The sequence below is a fragment of the Xanthomonas sp. LF02-5 genome (genome assembly GCF_034105325.1).
GTDB classification, from domain to species: Bacteria; Pseudomonadota; Gammaproteobacteria; order Xanthomonadales; family Xanthomonadaceae; genus Xanthomonas_A; species Xanthomonas_A sontii.
The window spans coordinates 140,647-165,507 of the sequence record NZ_JAXGGF010000004.1; the positions used below are offsets into that span (position 1 = coordinate 140,647).

Consider the following 24,861-nt stretch of genomic DNA (forward strand, 5'->3'; position numbering starts at 1 on the left):
GCGCCGATTGCGAAAGCACCGCGGTTCGATTCGCCGGAACGATCGGGTAACCTTCTGAAAATTTTGCCTGGACGAGGGCCCGTGAGCAGCCAAGCCACCACGAGGAACGCCGCATGAGCGCGGCGCAAGAGCGCGCCACGGCGCGCATGCCGCGGCAGATTCCGTACATCATCGGCAACGAGGCCTGCGAGCGCTTCAGCTTCTACGGGATGCGCAACATCCTGGTGCAGTTCCTGATCACCTCGCTGCTGCTTCAGGAAGTGACCGCGCCCGGCCGCGAGGCCGAAGCCAAGCACATCATGCACAGCTTCATGATCGGCGTGTACTTCTTCCCGCTGCTCGGCGGCTGGCTGGCCGACCGCTTCTTCGGCAAGTACAGCACCATCCTCTGGTTCAGCCTGATCTACTGTGTGGGCCACCTGTGCCTGGCGCTGTTCGAGGGCCATCGCAACGGCTTCTTCCTCGGCCTGGGCCTGATCGCGCTGGGCGCGGGCGGGATCAAGCCGCTAGTGGCCTCGTTCATGGGCGATCAGTTCGACCAGGGCAACAAGCACCTGGCGAAGGTTGTGTTCGACGCCTTCTACTGGATCATCAACTTCGGCTCGCTGTTCGCCTCGCTGTTGATCCCGCTGGCGCTGAAGAACCTGGGGCCGGCGTGGGCGTTCGGCATCCCCGGCATCCTGATGCTGGTGGCGACCCTGGTGTTCTGGGCCGGGCGTCACCGCTACGTGCGCGTGCCGCTGCCGCCCAAGGATCCGCACGGTTTCGCTCAGGTGGTGCGCACCGCGCTGCTGCGGCAGGCGCCGGGGCAGGGGCGTCCCGGCCTGGCCCTGGCCGGCGTGGCGGTGCTGCTGGCGCTGGCGACGTTCGCCCTCGTGCCGACCCTGGGCCTGGTGATCTGCCTGTGCCTGGCGCTGGTGTTGCTGCTGGCCGGCATCGGCGGCGGCACCTGGTGGCAACTGGAGCGCGCCCGCGCGCTGCATCCGGATGCGGCGGTGGACGGCGTGCGCGCGGTGCTACGGGTGCTGGTGGTGTTCGCGCTGGTCACCCCGTTCTTCTCGCTGTTCGACCAGAAGGCCTCGACCTGGGTGCTGCAGGGCCAGCAGATGCAGATGCCGGCGTGGTTCAGCGCCTCGCAGATGCAGGCGCTGAATCCGGCGCTGGTGATGCTGCTGATCCCGTTCAACAACCTGGTGCTGTATCCGCTGCTGCGCCGCCGCGGCTACGAGCCGACCGCGCTGCGGCGGATGACCGCCGGCATCGCCTTCAGCGGCCTGGCCTGGATCGTGGTCGGCACGCTGCAGGTGATGATGGACGGCGGCGACGCCCTCTCCATCGCCTGGCAGATCCTGCCGTACGCGCTGCTGACCTTCGGCGAAGTGCTGGTCTCGGCGACCGGCCTGGAATTCGCCTACAGCCAGGCGCCGCAGTCGATGAAGGGCGTGGTGATGAGTTTCTGGAACCTCACCACCACGGTCGGCAACCTGTGGGTGCTGCTGTCCAACGCGGCGGTGCGCAACGACCGCGTCACCGCGCACATCGGCAGCACCGGGCTCAGCGAGACCGCGTTCCTGATGTTCTTCTTCGCTGCCTTCGCGTTCGTCGCCGCACTGCTGTTCGGGCTGTACGCGCGCCGCTACCGCATGGTCGACCACTACCGCCCCGCCTGAGACCCCGCATGCCCTCCGTCACCCCCGTCAATCTGATCCTGATCGTCCTCACCGTGCTGGTGTCGTGGGCGGCGTTCAACAACCGCCGGCTGCTCGACCGGCTGATCCTGTGGCCGCCGGCGATCGACCGCCACAAGCAGTACGACCGGCTGGTGACCTACGGCTTCATTCATGCCGATTTCCCGCACCTGCTGTTCAACATGGTCACGCTGTACTTCTTCGGCGGCCCGATCGAGGTGCTGATGGAGCGGCTGACCGGCAACATGCTGGTGTACCCGCTGTTCTACCTGTCGGCGTTGGTGGTCTCGATCCTGCCCAGCTACCTGAAGAACCAGAAGAACCCCAACTACATGAGCCTGGGCGCCTCCGGCGCGGTGTCGGCGGTGCTGTTCGCCTTCATCCTGATGGCGCCGTGGACCGGGATCTTCTTCTTCTTCATCCCGATTCCGATTCCCGCCATCCTGTATGCCGTGTTCTATGTCGGCTACAGCATCTGGATGGACCGCCGCGGCGGCGACAACGTCAACCACAGCGCGCACCTGGCCGGCGCGGCGTTCGGCGTGATGTTCCTGCTGATCATGGAGCCGTCGGTGCTGCAGCACTTCCTGGGCGAGCTGGCGAACCCGCGCTTCGGGCGCGGCTGATCCGCGACGCGGTGGCGTCCGCACGGGCGTGCGGCGCCGCGCGATCGGCGCATCTCTCATTCGCTGCGCTGGGTATGCGCCGTGGCGCCGATGCGGTCGTGGGCACGCATCGCGCTTGGGCAGGTGGCGGTCCGTTGGGCCGCCCTCCGGGTTCAGCGGGTCTGCTGCCCGCGCAACTGCACCTTGGCGCTGCCGATGGCGGCGTTCTCGTAGGTGCGCTTGAGGCGCTGGTAGACCTCGTCGTCGAGCTGCTGGAACTCGCCGCCCTGGTGGTCGCCGCTGACCGACAGTTGGAATAGCCCTTCCAGCAGGGAGGCGTTGTGGTCGCCCCGGTCGTATTTGCTCTCGGTCTCGCTCATGCGCGTGGTTCCCTGTTGGATCGCTGCGTGATGGGAGGTGCAACTCCCATGCCAGGTTTTCGGCCTGTCCTGGCGGTATCGGCCGCGCGTGGCACGACTTGAGCGGCGTACGGCTGACGCGCCGCGTCGGCGGCGTGACGCCCTGGGGCAGGTGTTTCACATCGCCGCGGCAAGCCGCAGCGGACACTGCCTGCTCCGCGACACATCCCACTTCCCATGTCCGTACCGAACGTCCCGATCGCGCACGATCCGCAGCAGCACCGTTTCAGCCTGCAAGTCGACGGCCATCGCGCCGAACTCGACTACGTGCTGGAGCAGGGGCGCATGGTCATCACCCACACCGGGGTGCCTGGCCCGATCGGCGGGCGCGGGCTGGCGGCGCAACTGGTCGCCGCCGCGCTGGACCATGCGCAGGCACAAGGCTGGAAGGTGGTGCCGGCGTGTTCGTACGCGGCCGTGTTCATCCAGCGGCATCCGCAATACGCGGCGCTGCTCGATTGAGCATCGGGCACCGCAACGGCGCGATAATGCGCGCCACTTTTACAGGCATTGCAGGAACAGGGGCAGTCGACGTGAGCAGGGCAGAGACGATGGGCAACGGGCGGATGGCATGGACGGCACTGGCGGTCGCCGCGGCGCTGGCACTGGCCGGCTGCAAACGCGAGGAACCGGCCGCCGTACCGGCGCCCGCCGCGGCACCGGCACAAAGCGAGGCTTCCGCGGCGCCGGAGCCGGCGCAGACCACACCGCCGGAACTGAAGGACATCGTCGAACACAGCCCCAGCTATGTGGTCGGCATCACTTTTCCGCCGTCGATCAACCGCTATCCCGGACTGGCCGAGGCGGCCAACCGCTACGCGCAGAGCGCGCGCAGCGAGCTGATGGAAGCGGTCGACGGGCTCGGCAACGATCGCCCGCGCGCGCCCTACGAACTCTCGCTGCAGTTCGAGATGCTGCTGGAGCGTCCGGACCTGGTCGCGCTGAGCGCCGACGGCAGCCGCTACACCGGCGGTGCGCACGGCGAACCGCTGGTGGCGCGTTGGGTGTGGCTGCCGCAGCAGCAGCGCATGCTCACCGCCGAGACACTGATCCCGGATGCGTCGCACTGGAAGCAGGTGGCCGGCTACGTTGCCGCGCAGCTGCGCCAGGCGGTGCAGACGCGGGTGGATGCCGAACAGGTGCCGCCGGAGGACCAGGACGAGCAGGTGCGCAGCGCCAGCAAGATGATCGCCGAAGGCACCGAGCCGCAGCCCGGCAACTTCAGCCAGTTCCAGCCGTTGGTCGACGCGGCGGGCAAGATCACCGCCTTGCGTTTCGTGTTTCCGCCGTACCAGGTGGGGCCGTACGCCGATGGCACGCAGACGGTGGACGTGCCGGCCAGCGTGCTGCGCGAGCTGGTGGCACCGGAATACGCGCCGCTGTTCGCCGCCTGAGCGGTGGCCGGCGCGCCAGCGCGCGTCGGCGTCGGCGTGCGGTGCACCGCGTCGACAGCATGCGGGAACGCAACGCGTGCCCTCGTCGGAACGATGCGCAATGGGTAGCATTGGCGGCTACCCCACTTGCAATCGATTTCTTATGGGCAGTTTCGATCAGACCGAGCGGCGCGTGGCGCACACCTGCGCGCGCTATCCGGCCTTCCCGCGCGAGCCCGCCGTCCTGGTCCGGCTGGTCAAGCACCTGTACAAGCGCGTGCATGCCAACGCCAGCGGCGTGCTAAAGGAGTACGGCATCAGCCCGCCGGAGTACGAGATCCTGATGATGCTGTACGGCACGCCCGAGCAGTGCATCACCCCCACCGAGGTGGCCGAGGCCGCCAGCGAGAAGCCGGCCAACATCACCCGTCTCACCGACAGCCTGTGCAGCAAGGGGCTGCTGTCGCGCACGGCCAGTCCGGAAGACCGGCGCAAGGTCGCGCTGACCCTGCAGCCGGCCGGTATCGCCCTGATCGAACGCTTGCTGCCGGACGTGTGTGCGTTCCTGGAGACGGAAACCGCGGCGCTGGATGCCGGCGAGCAGCAGCAACTGGAGAGACTGCTGAAGAAGATGCTGGCCGGCATCGACGGTCTCGACGCTGCCACCGAGTCGAAGACGCAGGCAGCGCTGCCCTGAGGGCACCTCGAAGAAGGTGCGTCCGCGGCATCGAGCGTGAATCGATGTGCTGCAGGAGCGGCTTCAGCCGCGACCGGCGTGTCGGAAACGCGCGTCGCGGCTGAAGCCGCTCCTGCCGGACGCGTTCCGGTGTGCGTCGGAGGTGTTCTAGGCGCGTTGCCCATCCCAAAGCAGGCAGGGCATTGGCCTGTCCTAGCGCCAGCCGCGTGCGCGTGCGCGCTGTTCGCCGTCGGCATCCAGCGCCTCGCCGGCGATGCGCGCATCCACCGCCTGCAGCACCGCGGCCGGCATCGGGCTGGCCGCCATGCGCATGCCGCCGCCGTCTTCGCGTTCGCCGGCGGGCACCAGCAGTTCCACCCGCCATGCGCCGTTGCGCTGGCAGGCCAGGCCGGCGTTGGCGTTGGACAGCGCGAAGGTGCGGCAGTAATGGCCGTCGCGATCGCGGAAGCTCAGGCCGATGCGCACGCTGCCCTGGGACTGGCCGGACAGCTGCTGCGTCAGCGCCTGCGCCAGCGCGCCCTCGGCGACGCTCCCCTGGGCCGCCGCGACCGTCGGGCCGTGCGCATCGTCCTGCGGCAATTGCCGCTGCGCGATCCACAGCCCCAGCAACAGCGCCGCCGCCAAGGCCGCCGGCAGCGCCCAGCGGCGCCGCGCACGCGGCCGCAGCGGCGTCGGCCGGCTTGCCTGCGCCGTCGCATGGATGGGTGAGGGCGGCAGCGTCGCGACCGCGTCGTCCTGGCCGGGCGCGTCGGCCGGCCGTGCACGCGCGGCGGCGAGCAGGCGCGCGGGCACCGCTTCGTCCAGCACCGGGGCGAAGCCGGCGCGCAGCCGCGCCTGCAGGCTGCGCAGCCGCTCCAGGGCCTGTGTCAGCTGCGGGTCGCTGCGCAACGCCGCTTCCACCTGGGCGGCCTGCGCCGCATCCAGTTCGCCGTCGGCGTAGGCCTGCAGCGTGAGTGCGTCGATCGTGGTGTTCATGCGGTCGCCTCCAGTGATGCCTGCAGGGCTTCGCGCCCACGCGCGAGCCGGCTGGTGAGTGTGCCGAGCGGAATCTCCAGCACCGCCGCGGCATCCTTGTAGGACAGGCCTTCGATCAGCACCAGCGCGATCGCCAGGCGTTGTTCCTCGGGCAGGCCGGCCATCGCGGCCTGCACCGCCATCCAGTCCTGCTGCCGCTCCAGCGGCGTGTCGCCGACGTGTTCGCCCTCGGCGGCATCGACGAACACCTGCCGCCGTCGCCGCTGCGCCCGCACCTCGTCGATCCAGGCGTGGCGGATGATGCCGTACAGCCAGTACTGCAGCGGCGTCTCCGGCCGCCATTGCCCGGCGCGGCGCAGGGCGCGCTCGATCGCGATCTGCAGCAGGTCGTCGGCGTCCTCGCGATGGCCGGCGACGGCACGCGCGAAGCGCCGCAACTGCGGCAGCAGGGTACAGATGCCGTCGCCGACGGCGGCCGTGGGATCGGCGTGCATGTCGGTGATACGTTCGGCGGAGGGGTTTTCTTCCATGGGCGCGGCGCGGCGTTCACCGCGTGTCGGGATGGCAGGATTAGTGTGGCACGCCAACAGGGGCGGACAACGGAGCGGGGCATGGCGACGGGCAGACGAATGCGCTGGATGGCCGTGGCATGGCTGGCGGTGGCGACACCAGCGTTGGCGCAGCTGGCGCTGCCGTCGGCCGGCGGGCTGATGCAGGACGTCACCCAGGGCATGCAGGGCGGCATGAATCGGGTGGGGGAGTCGCTGCAGGATGCGCGCGGCGATCTCGAACGGCTGCGGCTGAAACGCCTGCAGGCGCTGCTGCGCAGCGATCCGCGCGGGCTGGAGCGCGACGAGGGCGGCGCGGTGGTGATGCGCGGGCAGGTGGTGGCGCTGGAGCCGGACCCGGCGGCGCTGCAGGCGGCGCAGGCGGCCGGCTTCGCGGTGTTGGAGCAGCGCAGCTTCGGCGAATTCGGCCTGCGCCTGGTGGTGCTGCAGGTGCCGTCGGGCCTGTCCACGCGCCGCGCGCTGCAGCAACTGCGCGAGCGCGATCCGCAGGGCGATTACGACTACAACCACGTCTACAGCGGATCGGCGGCGGCGCCACCGGCGCCCGCCAGCGCCTCCGCCGCTTCGGCAGCCGCTGGTGCCGCGACGGGCGGCTTCGTGGTCGGCCTGATCGACAGCGGCGTGGATGCGACGCATCCGGCGCTGGCCGGCGTGCAGGTGCAATCCTGGGGCTGCGACGGGCAGGTGCGCGCGCAGCCGCACGGCACGGCGGTCGCCTCGCTGCTGGCGGGACGCGCGGTGGCGCACGGGCCGTTCGCGCACACCCTGTATGCGGCCGACATCTATTGCGGACAGGCCGATGGCGGCACCGTGGTCGAGCTGGTCGGGGCACTGGCATGGATGGCGCAGCAGCAGGTGCCGGTGATCAACATCAGCCTGATCGGCGGCCCCAACCGCGCGCTGCAACTCGCCGTGCAGCGCATGCTCGCGCGCGGCCACGTGCTGGTCGCGGCGGTGGGCAACGACGGCCCGGCGGCACCGCCGCTGTACCCCGCGGCCTATCCCGGGGTGATCGGCGTCACCGCGGTGGATGCGCGTGCGCGGGTCTTGCCGGAGGCGGGGCGAGGGCCGCAGGTGGCCTTCGCCGCGGTCGGCGAACTGATCGCCGCGGCACCGCAGGGCCGCTGGCAGACGCAGCGCGGCACCTCCTTCGCGGCGCCGCTGGTGGCGCGGCTGGCGGCGCAGGCCTTGCCGCAGCCGAATCCGCAGGCGGCCGCGCAGGTGCGCACGCAGTTGCAGGCGCAGGCGCGCGATCTCGGTGCGCCCGGCACCGATCCGGTGTACGGCGCCGGGCTGCTCGGCGCGGACCTGCCGCTGCAGCGTGCGCCGGGCGGCTGAACACATTCTGTCTGCGTCCCGCCTGCACGGGATGTTCTGCGTCGCTCGATTCGTAGGGAGACATGAGAGCCGCAGATGGCCTGCGGCGACACGAGGAGAATGCGATGAACGGCAAGACTCTGTTGGCGAGCGCGGTGCTGGTGGCGTCGGTGGCGCTGATCCCGGGCGTGGCCGGCGCGCAGTTGCTGGGCGGTGCGGGCAGCGTGGGCGGTGCGGTCAACGGCACCCTGGGCGGCCTGGGCGGGAGCAGCCTCGGCGGCAACGGCATGGGCGCCGGCCGCCTGGACGCCGGAATGCCGCTGGATCGCGCCCGCAGCGGCATCGAGCAGTCGTCGCAGCGTGCGCGGATGGCGGCGCAGCGGGCGGCGGCGCGTGGCGCGGCCACCGCAGACGGCGCGGCGCAGACCGCTGGCGCTGCGGTGAACCAGGGCCGCACGCTGGCCGGCAATGCCGCCGCCAGTGGCAGTGCGGCGGCACGCAGCGCGGCCGGTAGCGCGATGGGCCAGGCCGACGGCGCGCTCGGCGCGGCGACCAGCGCGGCCAATCCCACGGCGGCGCTGGCGACCGCCGGCAATGCCGGCGGTGCCGTCAATGGCGTGACCGGTAACGGTGCTGCGTCGACTGCGGCCGGTAACGGCAGCGGCAACGGCGCCGCCAGCGGCGGCAGCCTGCCGACGGTGCCGACGGTGCCGACGGTGCCGGCGCTGTCCGGCAGCGGCAGTGCCAACGGTGCGGCCAGCGGCAGCGCCTCGCACAGCGTGGGCACGCACGGCGGGTCGGTGTCGGGCCAGGCGGGTGCGGGTGGCCAGGGCGGTGCGCAGGCCGGTAGCGGTCAGGCGCAGGGGCAGGCCGGCGGCAATGCCTCGCTGGGTGCCAGCATCGACGCCTCCAGCGACGGCCAGTAAGCCGCTGACGGCCACGCGCGGCGTACCGTGCGTCGCCATCGCGACGGCAGGCTGAAAAACACGACGCCCGGCTGAGCCGGGCGTCGTGCGTGTTGCGTTCTGCGGTCGGTCGCGGGTGTGTTCCGCCGCGACGTCGTCGCGACGTGGCGGCACGGCCGCACGGGCCGTGCCGCGCTGCGCCTCAGCGCGCGCTGCGCCTCAGCGTGCGCTCGGCGTCGCCGCCGGCGTGGCGTTGAGGCCGCGCTTCTCCAGCAAGGGTTCGATCTGCGGCGCGTGTCCGGCGAAGTCCTGGAACAACTGCATCGCATCGACGCTGCCGCCGCGCGAGAGCAGGGTCTTGCGGAAGCGGTCGCCGTTGGCGCGGCTCAGCCCGCCATGCTGCTTGAACCACTGCTGGGTGTTGGCGTCCAGTACCTCGGCCCAGATGTAGGCGTAGTAGCCGGCCGCGTAGCCGCCCATGATGTGGCTGAAGTACGGCGTGCGATAGCGCGGCGGCACCGGCGGATAGGCGATGCCGTCGGCGGCCAGCGCCTTGGCCTCGAAGTCCATCACGCCCGATGCCGGTGGCACCTGGCCGGCGCTCAGCTGGTGCCAGCGCTGGTCGAGCATCGCCGCGCCCAGGTACTCGGTGGTGGCGAAGCCCTGGTTGAACTTGGCGGTGGCCACCACCTTGTCCAGCAGCGCCTGCGGCATCGGCGCGCCGCTCTGGTAGTGCTTGGCGTAGTGCTTGAGGATGGACGGATCGTCGGCCCACATCTCGTTGACCTGCGAGGGGAACTCGACGAAGTCGCGCGGCACGCTGGTGCCGGAGAAGTACGGGTACTTCACGTTCGAGAACATGCCGTGCAGCGCATGGCCGAACTCGTGGAAGGCGGTGGTGACCTCGTCCCAGGTCAGCAGGGTCGGTTGCCCGGCCGGCGGCTTGGGGATGTTGAGGTGGTTGGCGACCACCGGCTTGTCGCCGGTCAGCGCCGACTGCGACACGTAGGAGCTCATCCAGGCGCCGCCGCGCTTGGATTCGCGCGCGTACATGTCGGCGATGAAGATCGCCAACTGGCTGCCGTCGGCGTCGAACACGTCGTAGACCAGCACGTCGTCGCGGTAGGTCGGCAGGTCGGTGCGCTGCTTGAAGGTCAGCCCGTACTCCTGGTTGGCGGCGTAGAACACGCCGTTTTCCAGCACGTTCTTCAGTTCGAAGTAGGGCTTGAGCTGGGACTCGTCGAAGTCGTACTTGGCCTGGCGCACCTTCTCGGTGTAGTAGGCCCAGTCCCAGGCCTCGAGCTTGAAGCCGGGCTTGCCGGCGGCTTTCTGCTCCTGGTCGATCATCGCCTGCAGGTCGGCTGCCTCGCGCTTGGCATTGGCCACCGCGGCCGGGGCCAGCTTGCCGAGCATCGCGTTGACCGCTTCGGGAGTCTTGGCGGTCTGGGTTTCCAGTGAATAGGCGGCGTGGTTCGGATAGCCGAGCAGCTTGGCGCGGTCGGCGCGCAGGGTCATGATCCGCGACACCAGCGCGGTGTTGTCGTACGGGCCGCCGTGGCTGCCGCGCGACACCGAGGCTTCGTAGATCTTCTGCCGCAGGGCGCGATCCTTGAGCTGGGCCAGCGGCGGCTGGCCGGTGGTGTTGAGCAGGGCGATCACGTACTTGCCGTCGAGCTTGCGCGCCTTGGCTGCTTCGGCGGCCGCGGCGATCTGCGCGTCGGACAGGCCGTCGAGCTGCTTGACGTCGTCCACCACCACCGCGGCGGCGTTCACTTCGGCCAGGACGTTCTGGCTGAACTTAGTGCCCAGTTCGGCCAGTTCGGCGTTCATCGCCTTGAGCTTGGCCTTGTCGGCGTCGTTGAGCTTGGCGCCGTCGCGGACGAAGTCGCTGTGGTACTTCTCGATCAGGCGCACGCCCTCCGCGTCCAGGCCGAGCTGGTTGCGGGTGTCGTACAGCGTCTGGATGCGCGCGAACAGCTTGGGATTGAGCGCGATCGCGTCGCGGTGCGCGGCCAGCTTGCCGGCGTACTCTGCCTGCAGCTTCTTGCGGGTGTCGTTGGTGTCGGCGCCGACCAGGTTGAAGAACACGGTGGTGGCGCGGTCCAAGACCTGCCCGCTCTTCTCCATCGCCACGATGGTGTTGTCGAAGGTCGGTTTGGCGGTCTGATCGGCGATGGCCTGCATTTCCTTCAACTGCTGCGCCATGCCGGCGTCGAACGCGGGCGCGAAATCGCTGTCCTTGATCTTGTCGAACTGCGGGTAATGCAGCGGCAGCGGGCTTTCGGCGAAGAACGGGTTGGCCTGCGTGGCCGCCGTGGCGGCGGTGGGCGTGGTGGCCGGAGCGGCGTAGGCGGGCATGGCGAGTCCGAGCGTGGCGGCGAGGGCAAGGGCGAGGCGAGAGGTCATCAAGCGGTATCCGCAATCATGGTGATCGGGCAGGCTACCCCAGGCCGGCAGGCGTGACCCGTGACGAAAGCCATGGGAGCGCTGCAGCATCGACGCTTGTTTCGCAAGGCTTTGCGGCATTTGGCGTGAACCTTGATGCAGTGCGCTCTTCGGCGTGGCTGTGCCGGTGCAGTCACGCCTCGGTGGTGCGCTGGCGGTGTATTGCTGGTTCGCGCGGACGTCTGCGACGCGGCCTCGCGCATCGGCTGCGGCCCGCTGGCGACGCCTGCGGCCACCGCGTAGCATCGCCTCGACACAGCGCCGCTGCGGCGCGCCGCACCACGAGGATCCATGGACACGCCGACCACCGCCTATGCCTTTACCGCGACCACCCTGGACGGGCAGGAGCAGCCGCTCGCCGAGTACGCCGGCAAGGTGCTGTTGATCGTCAACGTCGCCTCCAAGTGCGGCTTCACCCCGCAGTACGCCGGGCTGCAGGCGCTGTGGCAGCGCTACCGCGAACGCGGGCTAGTGGTGCTGGGCTTTCCCTGCGACCAGTTCGGCCATCAGGAGCCGGGCGATGCCGCGGAGATCCGTCAGTTCTGTTCGCTCAGTTACGACGTCGATTTCCCGATGTTCGCCAAGGTGCAGGTCAACGGCGATGGCGCGCATCCGCTGTGGCGCTGGCTCAAGCAGCAAAAATCCGGGCTGCTCGGCATCGCTGCGATCAAGTGGAATTTCAGCAAGTTCCTGGTCGGCCGCGATGGCCAGGTGCTGGCGCGTTATGCGCCGACCGACAAGCCGGAAGCGCTGGCTGCCGATATCGAGCGGGCGCTGGGGTGAGTAGGCAACCTGGGGAATCCAAGCTGCTGGGGTAGTGCTCTTGTGGGAGGGACTTCAGTCCCGACGCGTTTAGCTGAAAAGCGTCGGGACTGAAGTCCCTCCCACAAAATACTCCCCACTATTTCGCTTTGACCTGCCGCCGTGTCGCTTATCCGGCAGGAGCGGCTTCAGCCGCGATGCTTTACCGGGAACGCCCGTCGCGGCTGAAGCCGCTCCTATGGTCGGAGACGCGCAGCGCCGTCACTTCTCGACGAAGGCGCGCTCGAACACGTAATGCCCCGGCGAGCCGATGCGCGGCGAGGCGACGAAGCCGCGGGCGTCCAGGGTATGGCGCAGGTCGGCCAGCATCTGCGGGCTGCCGCAGATCATCGCGCGGTCGTGTTCCGGGTTCAGCGGCGGCAGGCCGAGGGTGCGCTGCATTTCGCCGCTCTCAAGCAACTCGGTGAGGCGGCCGCGATTGCGGAAGTCCTCGCGGGTCACCGCCGGGTAGTACAGCAGCTTCTCGCGGATGGTCTCGCCGAGGAACTCGTGCTGCGGCAGTTCTTTCTCGAAATAGTCGCGGTAGGCCAGGTCCTTCTCGAAGCGCACGCCGTGGGTGAGGATCACTTTGTCGAAGCGCTCGTAGGTCTCCGGGTCCTTGATCACCGACAGCCACGGCGCCAGGCCGGTGCCGGTGCCCAGCAGGTACAGGTGACGGCCCGGATGCAGGTCGCTGATCAACAGGGTGCCGGTGGGCTTCTTGCCGACCAGCACCGAATCGCCGGGCTTGATGTGCTGCAGGCGAGAGGTCAGCGGGCCGTCCGGCACCTTGATGCTGAAGAACTCCAGTTGCTCTTCCCAGTTGGCGCTGGCGATGGAATAGGCGCGCAGCAGCGGCCGCGTCTCCGTCTCCAGGCCGATCATCACGAACTGGCCGTTGTCGAAGCGGAAGCCGTCGTTGCGGGTGGTGGTGAAGCTGAAGTAGTCCTCGGTCCAGTGGCGGACATCGAGCACCGTTTCGGGGCCAAAAGCGGAAGACATGCCGTTGATCGTGATGGGGAAGGAACGGCGGCCATTCTACCCCATGCCGGTTCAAATGAGATCAAATCTCATTTGGGGGCGGGCCGATCACGGCGATCCGGCTCACTTCTCGAACGAGACCTCGTAGGACAGGTACAGCGGCGCCTGCGGCGGCGCCAGCAGCGGGCGCTGGCGCAGGAAACGCTCCAGGCACAGGGCCAGCGGGGTGGTGCCGTTGCGCCAGCTGGCGCCGACGCTGCCGTCGGCCTGCACCTGCACCACCACGGTGAACGGCGAGGTGTCCGGACGCGGCGTGGCGCAACTGGCCACGCCCTCGTCCAGCGCCGCGCGCTGCAGGGTCTGCAGGCGTTCCTGCATCGCCGCCGGCAGGCCGGCTTCGTCGCGGTCGGCCAGGGCCTTGGCCGCGGCGTAGTCGGAGGGCGCCGGCGTGTCCGCGGCGGGAGCGGCGAGCGCCGGGACGGCGAGGGCGGCGGCGAACAGGCAGGGCAGGGTGCGGAGCATGGCGGTGTCGGGAGGGGCGGACCAGGCTCAACGATACCCAGCGGCCTGCAGTTCGAACAGTTCCGCGTAGCGGCCGCCCTGCGCCATGAGTTCGTCGTGGGTGCCGCTGGCCTCGATCCGGCCGTCGGCCAGGACCAGGATGCGGTCGGCCATGCGCACGCTGGAGAAGCGGTGCGAGATCAGCACCGCGGTGCGGTTGTCGGACAGCTCCTTGAAGCGCTGGAACACCTCGAACTCGCTGCGCGCGTCCAGCGCGGCGGTCGGTTCGTCGAGGATCATCACCTGCGCGTCGCGCATGTAGGCGCGGGCGATGGCGATCTTCTGCCACTGGCCGCCGGACAGGTCCACGCCGGTCTTGAAGCGGCGCCCGATCACCTGCGCGTAGCCCTGCGGCAGGCCGTCGATCAGCTCGGCGGCCATCGCCCGCTGCGCGGCGGCACGGATCCGTGGCGCGTCGTCCAGCGCGTCGACCTGGCCGACGCCGATGTTCTCGCCCGCGCTGAAGTGGTAGCGCACGAAGTCCTGGAAGATCACCCCGAGGTTGGCGCGCAGGTCGTCCAGGTCGTAGTCGCGCAGGTCGCGCCCGTCGAGCAGGATGCGGCCCTCGTCCGGGTCGTACAGCCGCGCCAGCAGCTTGACCAGGGTGGTCTTGCCGGCGCCGTTCTCGCCGACCAGGGCCAGCACTTCGCCGGCGCGCAGGGCGAAGTCCAGGTGCCGCACCGCCCACTGTTCGGCGTCCGGGTAGCGAAAGCCGACGTTCTCGAACACGAAGCCCTGCACGATCGGCCGCGGCACCGGTACCGCGCCCGGGCGGGTGCGGATCTCCGGGACGATGCGGAAGAACGAGTACAGATCGTCCAGGTACAGCGCCTGCCCGGCCACCTGCGAGAAGCCGATCAGCAGGCCTTCCAGCAACTGCCGCAGGCGCAGGAAGCTGCCGGCCAGGAAGGTCAGGTCGCCGATGCTGAAGTCGCCGCGCACGGTGCGCCAGGCGATGTAGCCGTAGGCGCCGTAGTAGCCCAGCGTACCCAGCGCCGCCAGCAGCGTGCCCCACAGCATGCGCTTGCGCGCCAGCGCGCGGTTGGCCTGGAAGTAGCGGTCGGCCAGGGCGCGGTAGCGCGCGATCAGGAAGTTGTGCAGGTTGAAGATCTTCACTTCCTTGGCGGTCTCGACGCTGGCGCCGAGCTGGCGCAGGTAGTCGAGCTGGCGGCGTTCGGCCGTCCACTGGAAGTTGAGCGAATAGCCCAGCGCGTTGAAGTGCGCCTCGCCGATGAAGGCCGGCACCAGCGCCACCGCCAGCAGGGCGATGAGCCACGGCGCGTACACCAGCAGGCCGACCGCGAAGCTGACCACGGTGATCGCGTCCTGCACCTGGCCGAACAACTGGCTCATCAGGTTCATGCGGCCCATGGTCTGGCGCCGCGCGCGGTCCAGCCGGTCCTGCTGCTCCGGATCCTCGAAATCCTCCAGGTCCAGTTGCGCGGCATGCTCCATCAACTGCACGCTGGTGGTGTTGTTGAACAGCTCCGACAGCAGCGTGTCGGCATAGCTGACCAGCCGCCCGAGCAGGTCCGAGGCGATCGCCAGCGCCAGCTCCAGGGCCAGCAGTTCCAGCAGCCGGTTCAGGCGGCCGCTGGCCAGGGCCTGGCCCAGCGAATCGAACCCGGGCGATTGCCCAACCAGGTGGATGGCCTCGTCGATGATCAGCTTGCCGACGTACAGCGCGGCCACCGGCAGCAGCGCGCGGATCACGCGCAGGCCGATGCTGCTGAGGGTCAGCCAGCGGCTGGTCTGCCAGATCTGGCGCAGGAACGGCGGCAGGTTGCGCATCGCGTCGAAGCGCTCGCGCAGGCTCGGGCCGGGGCGGGACGCGGCGCGGGCGCCGCCATGAGAAGGGGAGGAAGATGCCATCGGCGCATTGTGCCGGGGGCGGGTGTGCGCGGGGAGTGTGGGGATTAAGCCCCTCTCCCACCGGGAGAGGGGTTGGGGTGAGGGTCCGGCGCGAAGCGTCTCGCGGAGTTGGATGTGCGAAGCTGCGCCCGTACCCTCATCCGCCCCTTCGGGGCACCTTCCCCCAAGAAGGGGGCCATGGTCCCGAGGGGAGAAGGAACAACCTAGCCTCTTTCCCACCCGGAGACGGGTGTGGGTGCGGCGCGAAGCGTCTCGCGGAGTTGGGTGCACGAGGCGTCGCCTGTACTCTCATTCGCCCATTCCGCGCACCGTGCTATTGCGCCAGCCCTTGCCGACGTTCGACGTGGTACTGCTGCAGAGAATCTGTGCCCGCCGGACGTGTCGGCAAAGCCTATCGCGGCTGAAGCCACTCCTACAGGGATTTTGCTGGCTTTCTACAGGAGCGGCTTCAGCCGCGACCGCCTGTACTCACAGGAACCCATGAGCGTAAGTCCACTGCGCAGTGCAACGGCCAATCAAATGACGCCGCGCTCGACCTACTCGTCCAAACGCAAGGTCAGGCACTTGGCGGCGCCGCCGGCCTTGAGGAATTCATCCAGCGGGGTCTGCACCACGCGGTAGCCGATCGCGGCCAAAGCGGCGCACAGCGCGGGCGAGGCGCGGTTGAGCAGCAGGGTGTCGTCCAGGTCCACCGCGTTGCAGGCGAAGGCGAGGGCATCGGCCTCGCCCACGGCGATGCGCCGCGACGCCGGGATGTGCTGGGCGATCGCCTGTTGCGCGTCGGCGTCGAAGGCGGCCGGGTAGTACAGCAGGTAGCCGTCGCGCAGCGGGCAGAAGCAGGTGTCCAGGTGATAGAAGCGCGCGTCGACCAGGCGCAGCGGCACCACCTCGATGTCCAGCAGGTCGGTCAGCTCGTGCGCGGCGGCCAGGTCGCTGCGGTGGCCGTGGCCCATCCACAGCCGGCGAGCGCCGCGGTCCAGCAGCGCGTCGCCGGCGCCTTCGAAATACACCTGCTCGGGCAGTTCGCAGATGCGCAGGCCGGCCTGGCGGCACCAGGCGGCGAACAAGGCTTCCTCGCCACGGCGTTCGGCGTGGCGGAAGCGGCTGGGCACGAAACGGTCGCCGAGCACCAGGCCGGCGTTGGCGCTGAACACCATGTCCGGCAGGCCCGGCGCGGCAGCGATGCAGTCGACGCGGGCGCCTGCCGCCTCGGCAGCTGCCACCAGCGCGTTCCACTGCGCCTGCGCGCGCTCGCGGCTGGCGGCGTGGACGTTGCCTTCCATCCACGGATTGATCACGTAGTCCACCGCGAAGTGCTGCGGCGCGCACATCAGCAGGCGATGGCGGTAGCTGGCGCTGGCGCGGGACTGCGGTTCGGGGGAGGCGAGGGCCAGGTCGGTCTCGTCGGCCAGGCCGACAGCAAGGGCGTTCTCGATCATGCGCGCGCTCCACGTCTGGGATGCGCGCCACGCTAGCGGCGGCGTGTTGCGGGGACATGTCGGTCTTGGTGGCGGGAGTGGGGATTCGGGATTGGGGATTCGTGCAAGCAGAACCGCGCGCGCTGGGGGGCTGCCTGGCGTTGGCGTATAGGCCGTACGTCCAGCTGCCAGCACTCGGGATTCGGAAGCGCTATGCATCCCGCCGGTTGCGCGATCCTGCCTCCGAATCCCCAATCCCGACGCGCAGCACCCTTACGGCAGCGCCGGCTGCAGCCCCACGCCCAGCCGGTTCCAGGCATTGATCAGGGCCACGGCCATGGTCAGCGCGCTGATTCCGGCCGGGTCGAACTGCGCCGTCAGTGCGTCGTACACCGCCTGCGGCGGCGCGCCGGCAGGCAGCGTGGTCAGCGCTTCGGCCCAGTCCAGCGCGGCGCGCTCGCGGGCGTCGAAGAAGCGGCTGTCGCGCCAGGCGGCGAGGGTGTCGAGCTTGCGCGGTTCGGTGCTCGCCCTGCGCAGGGCGGTGGCATGCATGTCGATGCAGTAGGCGCAGCCGTTGAGCTGGGAGACGCGCAGGAACACCAGTTCGGTGAGGGCACTGCCGAGCGTGCCGTCGTGGACCTGCTGGCTGGCGCTGAGCAGGGCGCGGAATGCGTCGGGTTCGTGGCGGGTGTAGTCGATGCGATGGAAGTGCATGGTGGGTCGCGCATGGCGGCCACCATGGCCGCCTTCCCCTCCAGGACGCGGCGGTGCGTCGCGGCGTGACAGCGCCGGCGCAGGTCAGTCACGGCTGGCTGCAGGTCGCGCCGTCGGCGCCGGCAACTTGTCCGGGTTCATCAGCGTTAGCACTTCGGCGATGCGCTCGCCGTCGATCACCAGCAGCGTCGCCGACTGCAGCCGCGGCCCCAGGAAGCGCAGGATCGCCGGTTCGCCGTTGACCGTGCCGATCCGCGCCTGCAGGCCCAGGCCGCGCCGCGCCACGGCCCAGTACAGCCGGCCGATGCGCTCGGCGCCGTGCAGCGGGCGCAGGCTGGCGGTGACGTTGCCGCCGCCGTCGGAGCGCAACTGCGCGTCGGCATGCAGCAAGGCGACGATGGCGGCGCGGTCGCCGCGTTGCGAGGCGTGCAGGAAGCGCTCCAGCAACTGGCGGTGACGTTCGGGCGTGACCGCGAAGCGGGCCTGACCCTGGCCGAGCCGTTCGCGCGCCCGGTGCACCAGTTGCCGGCAGCCGGCCTCGCTGCGCTTCAGGGTGCGGCCGATCTGCGCGTAGTCGTAGTCGAACGCCTCCTTCAGCAGGAACGCCGCGCGCTCGTGCGGGTTCAGCCGCTCCAGCAATGCCAGGAACGCCAGCGACACCTGCTCGGCGCGGTCATGGCGCTCGGCCGGGTCGGCGTCGTTGGCGATCTCCAGCGGCTCGGGCAGCCACGGGCCGACGTAGTGGACGCGGGCGCTGCGCGCCGCGCGCAGGCGGTCCAGGCCGAGCCGGGTGGTGGCGGTCACCAGCCAGGCCTCGGGGTCGCGGATCGTGCCGCGGTCGCTGGCCTGCCAGCGCAGCCAGGCGTCCTGCACGATGTCCTCGGCGTCGGCGCGGCTGCCGAGCAGGCGGTAGGCCAGGCCGAACAGCCGGGGGCGGTGGGATTCGAAGGTCGGATCGTGGGTCATGATGACCAGGACGGAACAGGGCGTGCCGGCGTGACAGCGGGCGGGGCCGCCACTTTGCCCTAAAATGGGCGGGTTTCCCCCCGCCAGCCGCAGAGCCAGCCGTGACCTCGATCAAGCAGGAAGACCTCATCCAGTCCGTCGCCGACGCGCTGCAGTACATCAGCTACTACCATCCGGTCGACTACATCAAGAATCTGTCCGCGGCCTACGAGCGCGAGCAGTCGCCGGCGGCCAAGGACGCCATCGCGCAGATCCTGATCAATTCGCGCATGTGCGCCGAGGGCCACCGGCCGATCTGCCAGGACACCGGCATCGTCACCGTGTTCCTCGAGATCGGCATGAACGTGCGCTGGGACGACGCCACCATGGGCGTGGAGGACATGGTCAACGAGGGCGTGCGTCGCGCCTACAACCACCCGGACAACAAGCTGCGCGCCTCGGTGCTGGCCGACCCAGCCGGCAAGCGCCAGAACACCAAGGACAACACCCCGGCGGTGGTCAACGTGAAGGTCGTCCCCGGCGACACCGTCGACGTCATCGTCGCGGCCAAGGGCGGCGGCTCGGAGGCCAAGAGCAAGTTCGCCATGCTCAATCCCTCCGACTCCATCGTCGACTGGGTGCTCAAGACCGTGCCGACCATGGGCGCCGGCTGGTGCCCGCCGGGCATGCTCGGCATCGGCATCGGCGGCACCGCCGAGAAGGCGATGCTGCTGGCCAAGGAAGCGCTGATGGAGCCGATCGACATCGTCGACCTGCAGGCCCGTGGCGCGTCCAACCGTGCCGAGGAGCTGCGCCTGGAACTGTACGAGAAGGTCAACGCGCTGGGCATCGGCGCGCAGGGCCTGGGCGGCCTGACCACGGTGCTGGACATCAAGGTCAAGGATTACCCGACCCACGCCGCCAACCTGCCGGTGGCGATGATCCCCAACTGCGCGGCCACCCGCCATGCGCACTTCACCCTGGACGGCAGCGGCGCGGTGATGCTGGATCCGCCATCGCTGGAAGACTGGCCCACGCTGACCTACAACCCGACCAATGCGCGCCGGGTGAACCTGGACACCATCACCCGCGAGGAAGTGGCCAGCTTCAAGCCGGGCGAGACGATCCTGCTCAACGGCAAGCTGCTCACCGGCCGCGACGCCGCGCACAAGCGCATGATCGACATGCTCAACCGCGGCGAAACGCTGCCGGTGGACTTCACCAACCGCTTCATCTACTACGTCGGCCCGGTCGATCCGGTGCGCGACGAAGTGGTCGGCCCGGCCGGTCCCACCACCGCCACGCGCATGGACAAGTTCACCCGGCAGATGCTGGAGCAGACCGGCCTGCTGGGCATGGTCGGCAAGTCCGAGCGCGGCGATGCGGCGATCGCCGCGATCCGCGACAACAAGGCGGTGTACCTGATGGCGGTCGGCGGTTCGGCCTACCTGGTGTCCAAGGCGATCAAGGCCAGCAAGGTGCTGGCGTTCGAAGACCTGGGCATGGAGGCCATCTACGAGTTCGAGGTCAAGGACATGCCGGTGACCGTGGCGGTCGATGCCAGCGGCGAGTCGGTGCACAAGACCGGCCCGCGCGAGTGGCAGGCGCGCATCGGCAAGATCCCGGTGGTGGTCGAGGCCTGATCGGCCGCAGCGCGAACGCCGGCGAAGTCGCCGGCGTTGTGTGCGGCGCTGGCGGTGCGCCGGCGCCGCGGCAATAATCGGCGCTGGTTCCGTCTCCGGGGAAAGCGTCGTGTCCATCGTGCTTTACGGCTCGCCCAGTACCGCCTCGTTCGTCGTGCATTGGTTGCTGATCGAACTGCAGGTCGATTTCGAACTGCGCATGCTCGATTTCGAGCGCCAGGAGCAGAAGAGCCCCGAGTACCTGGCGCTCAACCCGCAGGGGCGGGTACCGACCCTGGTGCTGGACGGGCAGGTGCTGACCGAATCGGTCGCCATCGCCATGCACCTGGCCGACCTCTATCCGCACGCCGGCCTGGCGCCGCCGCCCGGCACCCATGAACGCGCGGCCTATTACCGCTGGATGCTGTTCGGCGCCTACACTCTGATGCCGGCCTACCGCGACTGGTTCTATCCCGACGAACCGGCCGGTGCCGACAATGCCGAGCGCGTGCGCGCCAGTGCCCGCGCGTTCCTGGAAAAGGCCTGGGACGAAGTGGCGACGCATCTGGAGCAGGGCGGCCCGTATCTGCTGGGAGAGCACTGCAGCGCCGCCGACTTCGTGCTGGTCATGCTGATGCGCTGGTCGCGCAACATGCCGCGGCCCACCGACAGCTGGCCGGCGCTGAAGGCGCTGGCCGACAGGATGAAGGCGCGCCCGGCGTTCCACGAAACCTATCGGCGGGAAGGCATTACCGATTGGGCGTGAGGTATGGCGCGGAAGCGTGGTTCCGGAAGCAACGGTGGCTACGTCGTGGGGCGTCGGCTGTCGGGGCGCGGCAGCTTCCCCGGACAACGAAGATAGGTTCGTTGAGACTCCGCTCGTCCTTTTTTTCTGGTCTTCGACATGAGAGCCGAATCAGCAAAGCGCTGATTCACAGGCACATGCGCTGACCGCTCACGTGATTCACCGCGCGCAAGAGGCGTCGCGCGTCGTCGAGCAGCACGCGGCGCCCCCGCCTGCGTCACGTTGTCGCACCCGCCACTGCGGCCGACCCGCTGCCGACGCGGCCGCCTAGAATGATGCGGTGTCCGTCCTCCGTGCTCCCGCCCGACTGCGCCGCCTGATGCGCTGGCCCGCCTTGCTGGCCGCGCTGTTGCTGGTGGTCGCGCCGGTGGCCAGCCGGCTGCTGGAGACCGCAAGCCTGTCGGTGCCGATGTGCACGACGGCCGGGTTGCAGGCGATGCCGGAACTGCCACCGGAACACGGTGCCGCGCACGCGATCCACGCCGATCACCACAAGGTGTCGGGCGCACAGCGCGACCATGGCCCGGCGCATGCCGCCTGCGATTACTGCCTGCTCGCCGCACGGCTGCTGCCGTGGCTGGCGATCGTCCTGCTGCTGGCCACGGCCTTGCCGGCGCCGAGGGCCGCGACGCCGCTGCGTCATCGCGTCCATGCCGCCGTGCGCTGGCGTGCGCACGGCGCACGCGGGCCGCCACCGAATCTCCAGAACGCTCTCCTGTTTCCGGTGCGCTAGGCGCGCCGGCGCCGTTCTTTTCTGGAGTTCACCTCATGCCTCAGTTCCTGCCGTCGCCCGCGCGGGCGGCGTTGTCGTGCTGCATTCTTGTCAGTCTGTTTCCCGCTTCCGGCCATGCCGAGGCGCCCGATGCCACCACCCTCGACCGGATGCAGGTGACCGCCACCGCGCCGGTCGCGCCGCTGACCTGGACGGTCGATCCGAAGCTGCCGCGGCAGCCGGTGCCGGCCAGCGACGGCGCCGACTATCTGAAGACCGTGCCGGGCTTCGCCGCGATCCGCAACGGCGGCACCAACGGCGATCCGGTGCTGCGCGGCATGTTCGGCTCGCGGCTCAACGTGCTCAGCAACGACGGCACCCTGGTCGGGGCGTGCCCGGCGCGGATGGACAACGCCTTGTCCTACATCGCGCCGGAGACCTTCGACCGGCTCACCATCGTCAAGGGCCCGCAGACCGTGCGCTGGGGGCCCGGCGCCTCCGCCGGCACCGTGCGCTTCGAGCGCGACACCCCGCATTACGCGGCGCCGACGCTGGAAGGCGAGGCCAGCGCGCTGGTCGGGTCCTGGAACCGCAACGATCAGAATCTGGACCTGCGCGGCGGCAACCGCAGCGGCTACGCCCGCGTGGACGCCAACCGCTCCGAGTCCGGCGACTACCGCGATGGCGACGGCGCAGTGGTGCCGTCGCGCTGGCGCAAGTGGAATGCCGACGCCGCGGTCGGCTGGACTCCGGACCCGGACACCGTGCTGGAACTCTCCGCCGGCAGCGGCGACGGCCTGGCTCGCTACGCCGGGCGCAGCATGGACGGCACCCAGTTCCGTCGCACCAGCTACGCCGCGCGCTTCGAGCGCACCGACCTGCCCGGCGCCTGGGAAGCGCTGCGCGCCAACGCCTACGTCAACGACGCCGACCACGTCATGGACAACTACACGTTGCGCCGGCCCAACCCGCAGTCGGCGATGCCGATGCCGATGGCCGCCAACGTGGACCGGCGCACCAGCGGCGGGCGCGTGGAATCGGAGTGGCGCTGGGACCAAGTCGTGGTCCAGGCCGGCGTCGACACCCAGCAAAGCCGCCACCGCGACCGCAGCGCCAGCGGCGAGGGCGCATACCGGACCGTGCCGTGGCGCACCGACGCGCGGTTCGACAATCTCGGCGCCTTCGCCGAGGCGACCTTCGGCGCCGGCACGGCGCAGCGCTGGATCGCCGGCCTGCGCCTGGACCGCGCGCAGGTCGAGGACACCCGGCGCAGCATCGGCATGATGGGCATGCCCAATCCACTGCCGGACAGACGCGCAGCGAAGACCTGGGCAGCGGTTTTCTGCGCGTGGAGCGCAACCTCTCGGCCGACACCGTCTGGTATGCCGGCCTGGGCCGCAGCGCACGCATGCCGGACTACTGGGAACTGTTCTCCGCCGACATGGGCCCGATGGGCGCGGCCAACGCCTTCGCCGGGCTGCGCCCGGAACGCACCACCCAGCTCGATCTCGGCCTGCAGTACCGCGGCGCGACCGTGCAGGGTTGGGTCTCCGCCTACGCCGGGCGGGTGCAGGACTTCATCCTCTTCACCTATGCCGACGGCGGCATGATGGGCACCACCACCCGCGTCGACAATGTCGATGCGCGCATCGCCGGCGCCGAGGCGGGACTGGATTGGCAGCCGTTGCACGGCCTGACCCTCGGCGGCACGCTGGCCTATGCCTGGGGCGAGAACCGCAGCGACGGCACGCCCTTGCCGCAGATGCCGCCGCTGGAATCGCGGCTGCGACTGGAGTGGGAAGGGCAGCGCTGGTCGGCCGGGGCGCTGCTGCGCGCGGTGGCGCGGCAGGGGCGGGTGGCGTTGGACCAGGGCAACGTGGTCGGCCGCGACCTCGGCCGCAGCGCCGGTTTCGCCACGCTGGGGGTGAGCGGCGGCTACCGGGTCAGTGAGGGGCTGCGGCTGAGCGCCGGCATCGACAACGTGTTCGACCGCCGCTACAGCGAACATCTCAACCTGGCCGGCAGCGCCGATTTCGGCTTCCCGGCCGACCCGGTGCGTATCGCCGAACCGGGCCGCAATCTCTGGCTGAAGGGCAACTACCGGTTCTGAGCGACCGGCGCACGCGACGCCCAGGCGGGCGTCGCGTGCGCCGCTCAGCCGTGGCCGATCAGAACCATTCCAGCAGCGAGATGCCGACGCCGACGTAGGTGGCGCGGTGGTTGTAGTCGATCATGCTCTCGCCATAGCCGTCGAACACCTGCACATGGCCGCGCAGCAGGTTGCTGATCGGGAAGCCCCAGTCCAGCTGCACCGCGCCGTGCGAGCGGTCGCCGCCGCGCAGCGAATGCCGTGCCATCAGCGCCACCTCGTGGCCGTTGCGGTTGTAGATCAGGGTCGCGTCGCCGCGGCCCATGTAGTCCTCGATGTCCGGATTGTTGTCCTGCTTGCGGCTCTCCGGGATGCGGTACCAGGGACGCAGCACCAGCGCCCAGTTGTCGCGGTCCAGGCCGATGTTGAGCATCGCCCGGTTCCAGCTGCGCGACAGCGGATCGCTGCGGCCGTTGGACTGGTGGGTCAGCTGGATGCCGGTCATCCGTCCCTTCCAGCCGAACAGGCTGTAGTTGTTGCGGAACACCAGCATCAGTTCCGGCTCGTAGTTGGTCTCGCGGAACGGCCGCGACTGCTCCGCGTTGTAGACCTGCCAGCGCGAGCTCTGGGTATACGCGCCCCACAGGTCGCCGTTGTCGCCGAAGATGTTCTCCACGATCTTGGTCTTGAAGCTCAGCTGGAACTTCGCCTCCACGCTGTCCAGCGGCTCGGCGGTGGTCACCGTGTTGACCGGGTTCGGCGAGGACGGCAGCTCGTTCTTCTTGCTGGTCCAGAACGCCGGCAGCAGGTACACCGGCTTGTAGGCGCGCAGCTGGAAGGTGCCCAGCTTGGAGTCCTTGGCCAGTTCCCAGCGGCTGTCCAGCAGCGAGCCCTTGCCGGCATTGGCGATGGTGCTGTCGTAGCGGTCCTGCTTGAAGATCGCGGCGGCGCGCTGGCGGGTGCGCTCGGCGACGCCGGCGTCTTCTGGCACGCTGGCGTCCAGCTGTTGCTTCTGGCGTTCGCTGGCAGCCTTTGCCGCGGCATCGGCGGCCTGCGGATCGGCGGTGCGGCGCGACAACGCCTGGTCGTAGCAGGCCAGGCGGGCGGCGTCGCTGGAAATCGCCACGCAGGCTTCCGGCGAGGCGGGGGTGGGCAGGACTTCCTGCGCGTGCGCAAGCGGCACGGCCGCGATCGACAGCAGCAACAGGGGACGGACCTGACGATGGGACATGCGGTTCTCGCTGCAACGGGCGGCGCGGGCGGGTGGTGCGCTGCCGGGGTGAATGGCCGGCAGGGAAAATACAGGAAGTGACGACAACAGGGTCATCACACGTTCATGCTGCCGCCG

General features: G+C 69.7%; 22 protein-coding genes and 1 pseudogene. 12 read left to right on the top strand and 11 right to left on the bottom strand.

Going from position 1 to position 24,861, the window contains the following annotated elements; genetic code table 11:
- Positions 1 to 113: 113 nt before the first annotated feature.
- Together SLW52_RS12045 and SLW52_RS12050 are read left to right on the top strand one after the other, a co-directional pair.
- Positions 114 to 1,670: an oligopeptide:H+ symporter gene (locus SLW52_RS12045; protein WP_148829726.1), complete on the top strand. Its 1,557-nt coding sequence runs from the start codon at positions 114 to 116 to the stop codon at positions 1,668 to 1,670.
- 8 nt (positions 1,671 to 1,678) lie between these two features.
- A complete protein-coding gene (locus SLW52_RS12050) occupies positions 1,679 to 2,314 on the top strand; it encodes a rhomboid family intramembrane serine protease (RefSeq protein WP_017912452.1) in 636 nt (211 codons plus the stop codon).
- Positions 2,315 to 2,466: 152 nt separating this feature from the next.
- Here SLW52_RS12050 and SLW52_RS12055 read toward each other — a convergent pair whose 3' ends face one another.
- A complete protein-coding gene (locus SLW52_RS12055) occupies positions 2,467 to 2,673 on the bottom strand; it encodes a hypothetical protein (RefSeq protein ID WP_320740477.1) in 207 nt (68 codons plus the stop codon).
- A gap of 216 nt (positions 2,674 to 2,889) precedes the next feature.
- Between SLW52_RS12055 and SLW52_RS12060 the strand changes: the two genes are divergently transcribed.
- The 3 genes from SLW52_RS12060 to SLW52_RS12070 all read left to right on the top strand — a co-directional run bounded on the left by SLW52_RS12060 (position 2,890) and on the right by SLW52_RS12070 (position 4,782).
- Positions 2,890 to 3,174, top strand: coding sequence for a GNAT family N-acetyltransferase (locus SLW52_RS12060; protein WP_017915076.1), 285 nt, complete (start codon positions 2,890 to 2,892; stop codon positions 3,172 to 3,174).
- A 104-nt stretch (positions 3,175 to 3,278) separates the two neighbouring features.
- Positions 3,279 to 4,106, top strand: a complete 828-nt coding sequence (locus SLW52_RS12065; protein WP_150410210.1) for a DUF3298 and DUF4163 domain-containing protein — start codon at positions 3,279 to 3,281, stop codon at positions 4,104 to 4,106.
- A 142-nt stretch (positions 4,107 to 4,248) separates the two neighbouring features.
- Positions 4,249 to 4,782: a MarR family transcriptional regulator gene (locus SLW52_RS12070; RefSeq protein WP_043092243.1), complete on the top strand. Its 534-nt coding sequence runs from the start codon at positions 4,249 to 4,251 to the stop codon at positions 4,780 to 4,782.
- 192 nt (positions 4,783 to 4,974) lie between these two features.
- Here the strand turns inward: SLW52_RS12070 and SLW52_RS12075 are convergent, their stop codons facing one another.
- Positions 4,975 to 5,757, bottom strand: coding sequence for a hypothetical protein (locus SLW52_RS12075; RefSeq protein ID WP_295910689.1), 783 nt, complete (start codon positions 5,755 to 5,757; stop codon positions 4,975 to 4,977).
- Positions 5,754 to 6,287: an RNA polymerase sigma factor gene (locus tag SLW52_RS12080; protein WP_017907990.1), complete on the bottom strand. Its 534-nt coding sequence runs from the start codon at positions 6,285 to 6,287 to the stop codon at positions 5,754 to 5,756. The genes SLW52_RS12075 and SLW52_RS12080 overlap by 4 nt, the downstream gene beginning before the upstream one ends.
- A 108-nt stretch (positions 6,288 to 6,395) precedes the next feature.
- Here SLW52_RS12080 and SLW52_RS12085 point away from each other — a divergent pair, with 108 nt between their 5' ends.
- Positions 6,396 to 7,664 (top strand): S8 family serine peptidase, encoded by a 1,269-nt coding sequence (locus tag SLW52_RS12085; protein WP_320740476.1) that lies wholly within the window; start codon positions 6,396 to 6,398, stop codon positions 7,662 to 7,664.
- 104 nt (positions 7,665 to 7,768) lie between these two features.
- Complete coding sequence (locus SLW52_RS12090; protein ID WP_320740475.1) at positions 7,769 to 8,569, top strand: hypothetical protein; 801 nt, start codon at positions 7,769 to 7,771, stop codon at positions 8,567 to 8,569.
- A 198-nt stretch (positions 8,570 to 8,767) separates the two neighbouring features.
- Here SLW52_RS12090 and SLW52_RS12095 read toward each other — a convergent pair whose 3' ends face one another.
- Positions 8,768 to 10,954 carry a M3 family metallopeptidase gene (locus tag SLW52_RS12095; protein WP_320740474.1) on the bottom strand — a complete coding sequence of 729 codons (2,187 nt, stop codon included), beginning with the start codon at positions 10,952 to 10,954 and terminating at the stop codon, positions 8,768 to 8,770.
- 330 nt (positions 10,955 to 11,284) lie between these two features.
- Between SLW52_RS12095 and SLW52_RS12100 the strand changes: the two genes are divergently transcribed.
- Positions 11,285 to 11,776, top strand: a complete 492-nt coding sequence (locus tag SLW52_RS12100; protein WP_295926024.1) for a glutathione peroxidase — start codon at positions 11,285 to 11,287, stop codon at positions 11,774 to 11,776.
- Positions 11,777 to 12,016: 240 nt separating this feature from the next.
- Here the strand turns inward: SLW52_RS12100 and SLW52_RS12105 are convergent, their stop codons facing one another.
- The 6 genes from SLW52_RS12105 to SLW52_RS12130 all read right to left on the bottom strand — a co-directional run bounded on the left by SLW52_RS12105 (position 12,017) and on the right by SLW52_RS12130 (position 18,306).
- The gene (locus SLW52_RS12105) at positions 12,017 to 12,796 is read right to left on the bottom strand and encodes a ferredoxin--NADP reductase (RefSeq protein ID WP_026143480.1); all 780 of its coding nucleotides are present in this window, start codon (positions 12,794 to 12,796) and stop codon (positions 12,017 to 12,019) included.
- A gap of 102 nt (positions 12,797 to 12,898) precedes the next feature.
- The gene (locus tag SLW52_RS12110; protein ID WP_017909042.1) at positions 12,899 to 13,297 is read right to left on the bottom strand and encodes a hypothetical protein; all 399 of its coding nucleotides are present in this window, start codon (positions 13,295 to 13,297) and stop codon (positions 12,899 to 12,901) included.
- A 27-nt stretch (positions 13,298 to 13,324) separates the two neighbouring features.
- On the bottom strand, positions 13,325 to 15,208 hold the full coding sequence (locus SLW52_RS12115) for an ABC transporter ATP-binding protein (RefSeq protein WP_320740473.1): 1,884 nt from the start codon (positions 15,206 to 15,208) through the stop codon (positions 13,325 to 13,327).
- Between the two features lie 536 nt (positions 15,209 to 15,744).
- Positions 15,745 to 16,647 (bottom strand): arginine deiminase-related protein, encoded by a 903-nt coding sequence (locus tag SLW52_RS12120; protein WP_152237124.1) that lies wholly within the window; start codon positions 16,645 to 16,647, stop codon positions 15,745 to 15,747.
- 252 nt (positions 16,648 to 16,899) lie between these two features.
- Positions 16,900 to 17,340 carry a carboxymuconolactone decarboxylase family protein gene (locus SLW52_RS12125; RefSeq protein WP_295968530.1) on the bottom strand — a complete coding sequence of 147 codons (441 nt, stop codon included), beginning with the start codon at positions 17,338 to 17,340 and terminating at the stop codon, positions 16,900 to 16,902.
- A gap of 84 nt (positions 17,341 to 17,424) precedes the next feature.
- Complete coding sequence (locus SLW52_RS12130) at positions 17,425 to 18,306, bottom strand: RNA polymerase sigma-70 factor (protein WP_320740472.1); 882 nt, start codon at positions 18,304 to 18,306, stop codon at positions 17,425 to 17,427.
- Between the two features lie 101 nt (positions 18,307 to 18,407).
- Between SLW52_RS12130 and SLW52_RS12135 the strand changes: the two genes are divergently transcribed.
- The 4 genes and pseudogenes from SLW52_RS12135 to SLW52_RS12150 all read left to right on the top strand — a co-directional run bounded on the left by SLW52_RS12135 (position 18,408) and on the right by SLW52_RS12150 (position 23,534).
- Positions 18,408 to 19,928: a fumarate hydratase gene (locus SLW52_RS12135; RefSeq protein ID WP_320740471.1), complete on the top strand. Its 1,521-nt coding sequence runs from the start codon at positions 18,408 to 18,410 to the stop codon at positions 19,926 to 19,928.
- A gap of 109 nt (positions 19,929 to 20,037) precedes the next feature.
- Positions 20,038 to 20,673: a glutathione S-transferase family protein gene (locus tag SLW52_RS12140; protein WP_267119433.1), complete on the top strand. Its 636-nt coding sequence runs from the start codon at positions 20,038 to 20,040 to the stop codon at positions 20,671 to 20,673.
- 358 nt (positions 20,674 to 21,031) lie between these two features.
- Positions 21,032 to 21,445, top strand: coding sequence for a DUF2946 family protein (locus SLW52_RS12145; RefSeq protein WP_319017678.1), 414 nt, complete (start codon positions 21,032 to 21,034; stop codon positions 21,443 to 21,445).
- 35 nt (positions 21,446 to 21,480) lie between these two features.
- Positions 21,481 to 23,534 (top strand): annotated as a pseudogene (locus tag SLW52_RS12150) (TonB-dependent copper receptor).
- 58 nt (positions 23,535 to 23,592) lie between these two features.
- On the opposite strand, the gene SLW52_RS12155 reads toward SLW52_RS12150, so the two are convergent.
- On the bottom strand, positions 23,593 to 24,744 hold the full coding sequence (locus tag SLW52_RS12155; protein WP_026143478.1) for a phospholipase A: 1,152 nt from the start codon (positions 24,742 to 24,744) through the stop codon (positions 23,593 to 23,595).
- Positions 24,745 to 24,861: the final 117 nt, after the last annotated feature.